Consider the following 8,297-nt stretch of genomic DNA (forward strand, 5'->3'; position numbering starts at 1 on the left):
TGTACAGAAACACCAAGTTCTTTGGCGAATTCTCCAATTTTCATCAATGCCATGGATACTGCCTCCACTATAATAATAATACCGTTTTCACAGGTGGAACACGAGATATTTTTAGAATGAACTACATGCTATGTGATTACTTGAAACTGTTATGAGCTCATTAAGATGGATGTGATCAAGGTCATCAAAGCATATGCTGATCCCACAATTTCCAATGCAGAACTTCCTAAGTATCTTCCTACAATCCAGGTATTAGCGATGTTATACATATGCTGAAGCAGATTTCCGAAAATCATAAAGCCTGCAAACTTCAGCATGACCTGTTTTATCGGTCCCTGAGTCAAGTCATTGTAATTCATTCTTATTTCCTCTTTTGAAACTGAAAGCTTATTCTTTTTGTTCTTTCCAGTCATTTCTTCCCTTCGTACAAGTATCAAACTAGAAACCATACTTCAGCAATGTTATAAAAGGAAAGAAACGGAAAGGATGTTGTTTTATGAAACCAAAAGCTCTGCTGTTAAGCTGCTCCACAGGCGGAGGCCATGACAGTTGTGCCCATGCAATGATCAAACATTTTGAAAAAAACGGCTGGGATACTCAGTTTCTGGATCCATATACACTCGATTCCAGGAAAACAGCCAATCTGGTTGGGGGAGCTTATGTTCATCTCATTCAAAAATATCCAAAAGTTTTCTATGGTCTATATAAAGCAGGGGAATGGTATGAAAAATTGGAAAACATCATTCCCCTTCCCTCTCCAGTCCTTGATGTTCAGAAATCCACCTCACGCCGGCTTCTGGACTATCTGAGAAAGAATCCAGTCGATCTGATCGTTTGTACTCATATGTATGCCGGAATGATGATCACCCTTTTAAAGGAAGAAGGTCTTCGACTGCCGCCAAGTATTCTGATCACCACAGACTATGCCTGCATTCCCTTTGAAACTCAGGCAGACTGCGATTATACCTGCATAGCCTCAAAGGATATTGAAGATGAATTTCTTAAATGGCATCTCGATCCATATGAAGTTCTGCCTTTAGGTATTCCTGTTGATCCAGAATTTGAAAAAACTGTAAACAGAAAAGAGATTCGAAAAAAACTGGAGCTTCCAGTCGATAAAACTCTGCTTCTTTTAGGTTCCGGCAGTATGGGCTTTTCCAGTATAACCAAAGATTTCGAGGATCTTGAAGCCTTTCTCGAAGGCCATAAAGATGTCAATCTTCTGGTGATGTGCGGTCATTCGGATGATCTTTATCTTCAGCTCCTTCAGGAAGGCCATGAGCAAATCAAACCGATTCCCTTTGTAGATAATGTATATGATTATGTTCATGCCTGCGATGTTTATCTGACAAAACCTGGTGGTCTTTCAATCACCGAAGCTGCAGCCGCCGGAACTCCGCTGATGCTTGTTTCTCCAATACCCGGTGTAGAAAGCGCCAATGCAGAATACTTTGAACGAAAGAATATGGCCTTTTATGCCCGCAAGCCTGAAGAGATCATTCCCTTTCTTGAACAGCTTCTCAATCCGCAGATTGCCAGAGCCATGGTTATGGCTCAAAAACATACACTGCCCAGACATTCCGGTCAGGCTGTCGTTGATTTTGCATCTGCTTTAGTTCATTTATCACCAACAAAAAAAAAGCCAGGCATTCATCCCCTGAAAACTCGCAGACAAAACCTGACCTGACCGACCAAAGTTCAACAGAAAAGGTCTGCCATTCTGATTTTCTGAATCCCTGATGGCTTCTCGATGAAAAAAGGCACGGTTCATTTCGTGCCTTTTTTCAGATTTATAACTTTTGGTCCATCAATTTTTTTTGAAAAGTGCTGATTATGAAATTTCTCTCAGATTCATTACTTCTCTTCTTCAAGAATGTAAGCAGCCGTAATTCTGGCATAGTAGGCTGTATGAAAATCCTTATTTGGATAATGCCTTTGTAAAATAGAATCCGGAATCCTGCGAGGATCCTGTTCCTGCACATAAAGAACTTCGCATTCAATCGTTAATGGCAGCTCGACAATAGCTGGAACATCTACAGTCAGCCCCGGAACTGTGTGCAAATTTAACTCTTTAAATTTATCCGTATCTCTTCCCGATCTGGTTCCGCAAAAACTGAGAATTTTACGGACATTCTTACCCGGGAGCGGAATATTAACAGTAAACTGATTGGTTTTATCCAGAAGCACCTTGGTAAAACGGCTTTCCCGAACATAAACAGTAAAAACTGGAATGGACCAATCAATCCCAATTGTGGCCCATCCAATCGTCATGGTATCCAGCAGATCATTTTCTTTTGTGGTAAGCAGGATCCCCTGTTTGAGACAATCGAGAATATATCCCGCTTTTTCATTCACATCAATTTCAGTACGAATGGTTTCAGTCATCTTTTGTTTCCTTCTTGCATTTTGCATATGGTCCTTCGACCATTTTAATTTAATTTTTTTTAGCAAATTCTCTTACAACTTCCAAAGAATTTAAATCATATGGAGTAGTCTGATAAACAATGTAGTTGATCCAATTGGCAAAAAAGAGATTTGCGCTTGAGCGCCAGCTGACCAGAGGTTCTCTGGTATCATCATCCCCTGGATAATAATTTTCTGGAACATGAATCGGCTTGCCAGCCTTCTTATCTCTAAGATACTCTTTTTCGAGTGTTCTCTGATCATATTCTGAGTGGCCCGTAATAAAAATCTGACGGCCACCTTCCGTCGACATGGCATATAAGCCAGCCTGCTCTGAAGAGGCCAGAATTTTTAATTCCGGATGCTCCTTTACATCACTTTCATCTATTGTGATATGCCTTGAATGCGGAACCATGAACGTATCATCAAATCCACGAAATAAAATTGAAGATCGCCGATCCACATGATGGCTGAACACTCCAAAAAGTTTTTCATCCAGAGGTTTCTTATCAATGCCATAGTGGTAGTAAAGCCCGGCAAAGGCTCCCCAGCATATATGCAATGTGGAATAGACATGAGATAAGGACCAGTCCATAATCTGACAAAGCTCATCCCAGTATTCAACATCCTCATAGGTCAGGTGTTCCAAAGGCGCACCAGTAATGATCAATCCATCATAGTAATTGTTTCTGATCTGGTCAAAAGTGGTATAAAAGTGCTTCATGTGGTCTGACGAAATATGAGTTGGAGTATAAGTCTGCATTTGCAGAAGTTCTAACTCAATCTGCAGTGGAGTATTTCCGATGAGTCTGGCAATCTGAGTTTCCGTTTCAATCTTGGTCGGCATCAGATTTAAGAGCAGAATATGCAGCGGACGAATATCCTGTGATAAAGCCCGCTTTTCAGTCATCACAAATATGTTTTCATCGATCAGTGTCTGCGTGGCCGGCAGCTGTTCTGGAATTTTAATAGGCATGACAATTTAGCTCGCAATAATCAATACGGTCACAGAATTCATAAACCTTCGAATTCCATGACCGGATGCTTTTTATCATTTTATCAGTCAGCAGTCTGACTGTATTTTTATTTCTATCCTGATTCCTGTCTATCCCAGATCTGATCCTTTAACAGTTTATGATTGGTGAAGATGCTTGCGAGCTTCTCCTTTTCTTATTTCATTGATTATGAAGGAAATTTCAAACATTTGAAACACTATAGTGAATTCGCAATCAAGATCAATCGAATTTCTCATCTTCTGTATGGATTTTCTGCTTTTTTGTCAGATCTTTTGCTTCATAAAATGTAAAAGTCAATCTCTGCCTGTTAAGAACCAAAAAGAATCGGATGAAACAGGACTGATCCAGTTCTTTCAATTCTCAAATCGATTCTTTAATTAGAGACTTACAGGAGTCTGCATACTTATATTTCCTTATGCCTTAAATCCGATCTCTTCATTAGATGGATTCAATCTCTACTGCTTCAAGAGCCTGCGCAATATCAGCAATCAGATCTTCTGAATCTTCAATTCCACAGGAAAAGCGAATCAGGTCTGGATAAATGCCTGCCGCTTCAAGTTCAGCATCGGAGAGCTGCCGATGAGTCGTACTGGCCGGATGAAGAACACAGGTTCTTGCATCGGCAACATGTGTTTCAATTGCTGCCAGTTTAAGGTGAGACATAAACTCTTCAGCTGCTTTTTTGCCTCCATTGATTCTGAAGGAAACAACCCCACAGCTTCCGTTGGGCAGATATTTCATCGCCAGTTTATGGTATTTATCTTCAGGTAAACCACAATAAGTAACAGAGCGGATTTTTGGATGGCGCGAAAGATATTCAGCGACTCTTTGGCCATTTTCACAATGTCTTGGCATACGGACATGCAAAGATTCCAGACCCAGGTTCAGGTAGTAAGCATTCATCGGGGACTGAACACAACCGAAATCTCTCATCAGCTGGGCAGTCGCCTTCGTGATAAACGCTCCTTCTTTTCCAAACTTTTCGGCATAAGTAATCCCGTGATAGCTCTCATCAGGGGTAGTCAGGCCAGGAAATTTATCTTTATGAGCCATCCAGTCAAACTTGCCGGCATCAACTATGGCTCCACCTACCGCTGCTCCATGACCATCCATATATTTTGTGGTTGAATGAACAACAATATCAGCACCCCATTCAATTGGTCGGCAGTTAATCGGTGTAGCAAAGGTATTATCAATGATTAATGGAACCCCCATATCATGAGCCACTGATGCGAATTTTTCAAAATCCAGAACGGTCAGCGCAGGATTTGCAATCGTTTCTCCAAAGAGTGCTTTGGTATTCTCCTTAAATGCGGCTTTAATTTCTTCTGCTGAAGCATCCGGATCTACGAATGTAAAATCAATGCCCATTTTTTTCATCGTAACCGCAAACAGATTAAATGTCCCACCGTATATGGATGAGGAACTGACGATGTGATCTCCTGCATTTGCAATATTAAAGATAGCCAGCAGGTTTGCTGCCTGCCCGCTGCTTGTCAGCATGGCAGCACTTCCGCCTTCTAACTCGCAGATCTTCGCTGCTACCGTATCACAGGTTGGATTTTGCAGACGGCTGTAGAAATAACCGGAATCTTCGAGGTCGAAAAGTCGGCCCATCGCTTCTCCTGTATCGAATTTGAATGTTGTGGACTGAACAATTGGAACCTGACGAGGCTCACCATTACTGGGGCGATAGCCACCCTGAACTGCGGTTGTTCCCGCTCCATATTTTTTCATAAATTTCTCTCCTGAATTTTCTGTGAAGTCCATTATATCGCTTGTGAAAATTATTGCAAATTTATGTAAATTTTCGTGAAATATCTAAACAATTCATTCATTCTTTTTCATTTTGTCCTTCATTCCAAACAGACAGGAGTGAATCTATATAATTCAAAAGAATAACGGAAGTATTAAAATCACAATCTAGTCGATGCAAAAAGGATCGAAAGATATTCTGATCATCTTTCGATCCCGACAATTTCGATCTCAGTATTCCAACTTTATAAATGATTTTTGTGAATCATTATTAATAAGACTTAATTATTTTTATGAATAACTAATCCAATCAGACTTCTTCTCCATTTGTTTCAATGACATGCTTATACCAGTTGAAGCTATCTTTACGGCTGCGGTTCATCGAGCCATTGCCTTCATCATCCATATCAACGTATATAAATCCGTAGCGTTTGCGCATTTCTCCAGTTCCAGCGGAAACCAGGTCGATGCATCCCCATGGAGTATATCCAATCAGATCAATTCCTTCTCCGATTATATTTTTCATGGCTTCAATATGTTTTCTCAGATAGTCAATCCGGTAATCATCATGGATTGATCCATCTTCTTCGACTTTATCAATCGCACCCAGTCCGTTTTCAACGATCATCAGCGGCTTATGATAACGATCCCAGACCAGACGGCAGAAGATTTCGAGACCTTCCGGATCAGTAGCCCAGCCCCAATCCGAGTAAGTCAGATATGGGTTTTTAGCACCCATCACAAAGTTGCCGCTGGCCTTATCTGTATTCTCATGAGTCGTTACACAATTCGACATATAATAAGAGAAAGAATAGAAGTCTACAACTCCAGCTTTAAGAATAGCCATATCCTCTTGTGTGATATCCAAAGCGACGTCATGCTCTGCCCATAATTTTTTAGCGAAGATTGGATATTCGCCTAAAGCCTGAACATCTCCAGAATAGAAGAGATTTCTTTGCCAGGTATAAATGCATTTAGCGATATCTTTTGGATCAGGAGTTAATGGATAGTTGCATATTCCACAGATCATGCATCCAATCATATTATCCGGATCAATTTCATGACCGACCTGTACCGCTTTGGCACTGGCCACAAATTGATAATGGAGTGTCTGATAAGCGTCCTGATAGGATTGATCATCAGCACCTTCTACAAAATCGATAAACTGAATTGGGTTATTAATCTCGTTAAAAGTCAGCCAGTAACGAACCAGTCCTTTAAACTCTGTAAAACAGGTTTTGGCAAATCGAACATACAGATCAATCAGTTCACGATTGGTCCAGTTGCCCTTATGCTCTACAAGATAAAGCGGCGTATCAAAATGCCAGATTGTTACCAGAGGTTCAATTCCATGCGCTTTCAGCTCTTCAAAGATCTCTTTATAAAACTGAACTCCTTCCGGATTTGGTTCTTCTTCCATTCCGGTTGGAAACAGACGGCTCCAGGCAATGGACATTCTGAATACCTTAAAGCCCATCTCCGCGAATAAGCCGATATCTTCTTTCCAATGATGATAAAAGTCTGTTGCCTTATGGTTCGGATAATAATAGTCTTCCAAAACCGCATACTCTCCGCCTTCCGGCAGACTAAATCCATGCTCGGGGGAAGCATGAGGATTACCGAATTTGTCCTTCCAGGTAACCATTCTCGGCGTTAGATTGGTTCCACCGGTGGTAACATCCGAAAGTGTCATTCCCCTTCCACCTTCATTCCAGCCTCCTTCATACTGGTTTGCCGCTGTGGCACCGCCCCATAAAAAGCCATCTGGAAATTTTGCCATTTTTCTCCTCCTTCAAAATAAAAGTTGTGAATTCGTGCAGCGAATCCGTTCTTCTCCTATCCATTTTAACGTAAACCAGAATTGGTTTTTCGACTTTTTTCGAATCTCAAAGCGTTTTCTGAAACCGTTCGTTTTGAGATTTCGCTTACATGCTTATCCTAATAAGGTTATTTTTACAATTCAGGAGGAAAAAGTCATTTTGTTAACGACCGGCAAAAAAATTAGATATAATTTAGTTAGTTATTACTAATCATTTGAAAGGACAATTGAATCCATGAAAAAACTTGTGTTGCTTCGCCATGGCGAAAGCGAATGGAATAAAGAAAACCGTTTTACTGGATGGACTGATGTTGATCTGTCCGCCAAAGGTCATGAAGAAGCTGCTGAAGCAGGCAGACTTCTGAAAGAAGAAGGATTTACTTTCGATAAGGCCTACACTTCCTATCTGAAAAGAGCAATCCATACATTAAATCATGTTCTTGATGAACTTGATGAAAACTATATCCCTATCGAAAAGACATGGCGCTTAAATGAACGTCATTACGGAGCACTGCAGGGCTTAAACAAAGCGGATACCGCTGCTAAATACGGCGACGAACAGGTAAAAATCTGGCGCCGAAGCTTTGATGTAACACCCCCTGAATTAAGCCCTGAAGATGAAAGAGCACCAAAGAACCAGAAGCACTATGCCAGAGTCAATGCAGGTGAACTTCCATTAACCGAATCTTTAAAAACAACAATTGACCGCGTTGTTCCTTACTACCAGGAAATCATCAAACCCGATATCGAAAATGGAGAAAACGTAATTATCGCTGCCCATGGCAACTCCTTGCGTGCTCTGGTAAAATATCTCGACAACATGAGCAACGACGAAATCCTCGAACTGAATATTCCAACCGGCGTACCTCTGGTTTATGAATTCGACGATAACATGAATGTTCTGCGTCACTATTACCTTGGTGATCAGGCTGCTCTTGAAGCAAAAATGAATGCGGTAGCCAACCAGGGAAAAGCGAAGTAGTTCTCCCGGCTTCATAAATTGTTTCTTCTGTCTGCGTTTTAACAGCAATCCAATCCTTCAACGATCTCTGTACATACAACTTCATTTGAATCCTTCGTCCAGTCTAATGGATTCAACCAGGATTCTGTTGTCAATCCAACAGAAGAAACACCGTTAAAGGGGCTGTTAAATTTCTGACAGTCCAAAAATAAAAAGAGGCACCTGATCCGTAATGGATGAGGTGCCTTTTTTGGTAAAATATGTTCATGCTCAATAAACAAAATTACCAAACACACTATAACTCGATTCAGGGCCGTTTGCCACTGCTCCATTCTCTCTTCCC

7 protein-coding genes are annotated in these 8,297 nt (G+C 41.0%); 2 read left to right on the plus strand and 5 right to left on the minus strand.

Going from position 1 to position 8,297, the window contains the following annotated elements; translation table 11 throughout:
* Positions 1 to 149: 149 nt before the first annotated feature.
* The gene (locus BO222_RS11165; RefSeq protein WP_143357021.1) at positions 150 to 359 is read right to left on the minus strand and encodes an oligosaccharide flippase family protein; all 210 of its coding nucleotides are present in this window, start codon (positions 357 to 359) and stop codon (positions 150 to 152) included.
* Between the two features lie 137 nt (positions 360 to 496).
* Here BO222_RS11165 and BO222_RS11170 point away from each other — a divergent pair, with 137 nt between their 5' ends.
* The gene (locus tag BO222_RS11170) at positions 497 to 1,687 is read left to right on the plus strand and encodes an MGDG synthase family glycosyltransferase (RefSeq protein ID WP_075820857.1); all 1,191 of its coding nucleotides are present in this window, start codon (positions 497 to 499) and stop codon (positions 1,685 to 1,687) included.
* Positions 1,688 to 1,854: 167 nt separating this feature from the next.
* Here the strand turns inward: BO222_RS11170 and BO222_RS11175 are convergent, their stop codons facing one another.
* The 4 genes from BO222_RS11175 to BO222_RS11190 form a co-directional block, all read right to left on the minus strand.
* Positions 1,855 to 2,385, minus strand: coding sequence for a flavin reductase family protein (locus BO222_RS11175; protein WP_198932076.1), 531 nt, complete (start codon positions 2,383 to 2,385; stop codon positions 1,855 to 1,857).
* A gap of 49 nt (positions 2,386 to 2,434) precedes the next feature.
* Complete coding sequence (gene metA / locus BO222_RS11180; RefSeq protein WP_075820858.1) at positions 2,435 to 3,379, minus strand: homoserine O-acetyltransferase MetA; 945 nt, start codon at positions 3,377 to 3,379, stop codon at positions 2,435 to 2,437.
* 478 nt (positions 3,380 to 3,857) lie between these two features.
* The gene (locus tag BO222_RS11185) at positions 3,858 to 5,156 is read right to left on the minus strand and encodes an O-acetylhomoserine aminocarboxypropyltransferase/cysteine synthase family protein (protein WP_075820859.1); all 1,299 of its coding nucleotides are present in this window, start codon (positions 5,154 to 5,156) and stop codon (positions 3,858 to 3,860) included.
* 328 nt (positions 5,157 to 5,484) lie between these two features.
* On the minus strand, positions 5,485 to 6,954 hold the full coding sequence (locus tag BO222_RS11190; protein WP_075820860.1) for a family 1 glycosylhydrolase: 1,470 nt from the start codon (positions 6,952 to 6,954) through the stop codon (positions 5,485 to 5,487).
* A 274-nt stretch (positions 6,955 to 7,228) separates the two neighbouring features.
* Here BO222_RS11190 and gpmA point away from each other — a divergent pair, with 274 nt between their 5' ends.
* Positions 7,229 to 7,975: a 2,3-diphosphoglycerate-dependent phosphoglycerate mutase gene (gene gpmA, locus BO222_RS11195; RefSeq protein ID WP_075820861.1), complete on the plus strand. Its 747-nt coding sequence runs from the start codon at positions 7,229 to 7,231 to the stop codon at positions 7,973 to 7,975.
* The last annotated feature ends 322 nt before the right edge of the window (positions 7,976 to 8,297 follow it).

Source organism: Ileibacterium valens (assembly GCF_001945525.1).
In the GTDB taxonomy this organism is placed as follows: domain Bacteria; phylum Bacillota_I; class Bacilli_A; order Erysipelotrichales; family Erysipelotrichaceae; genus Ileibacterium; species Ileibacterium valens.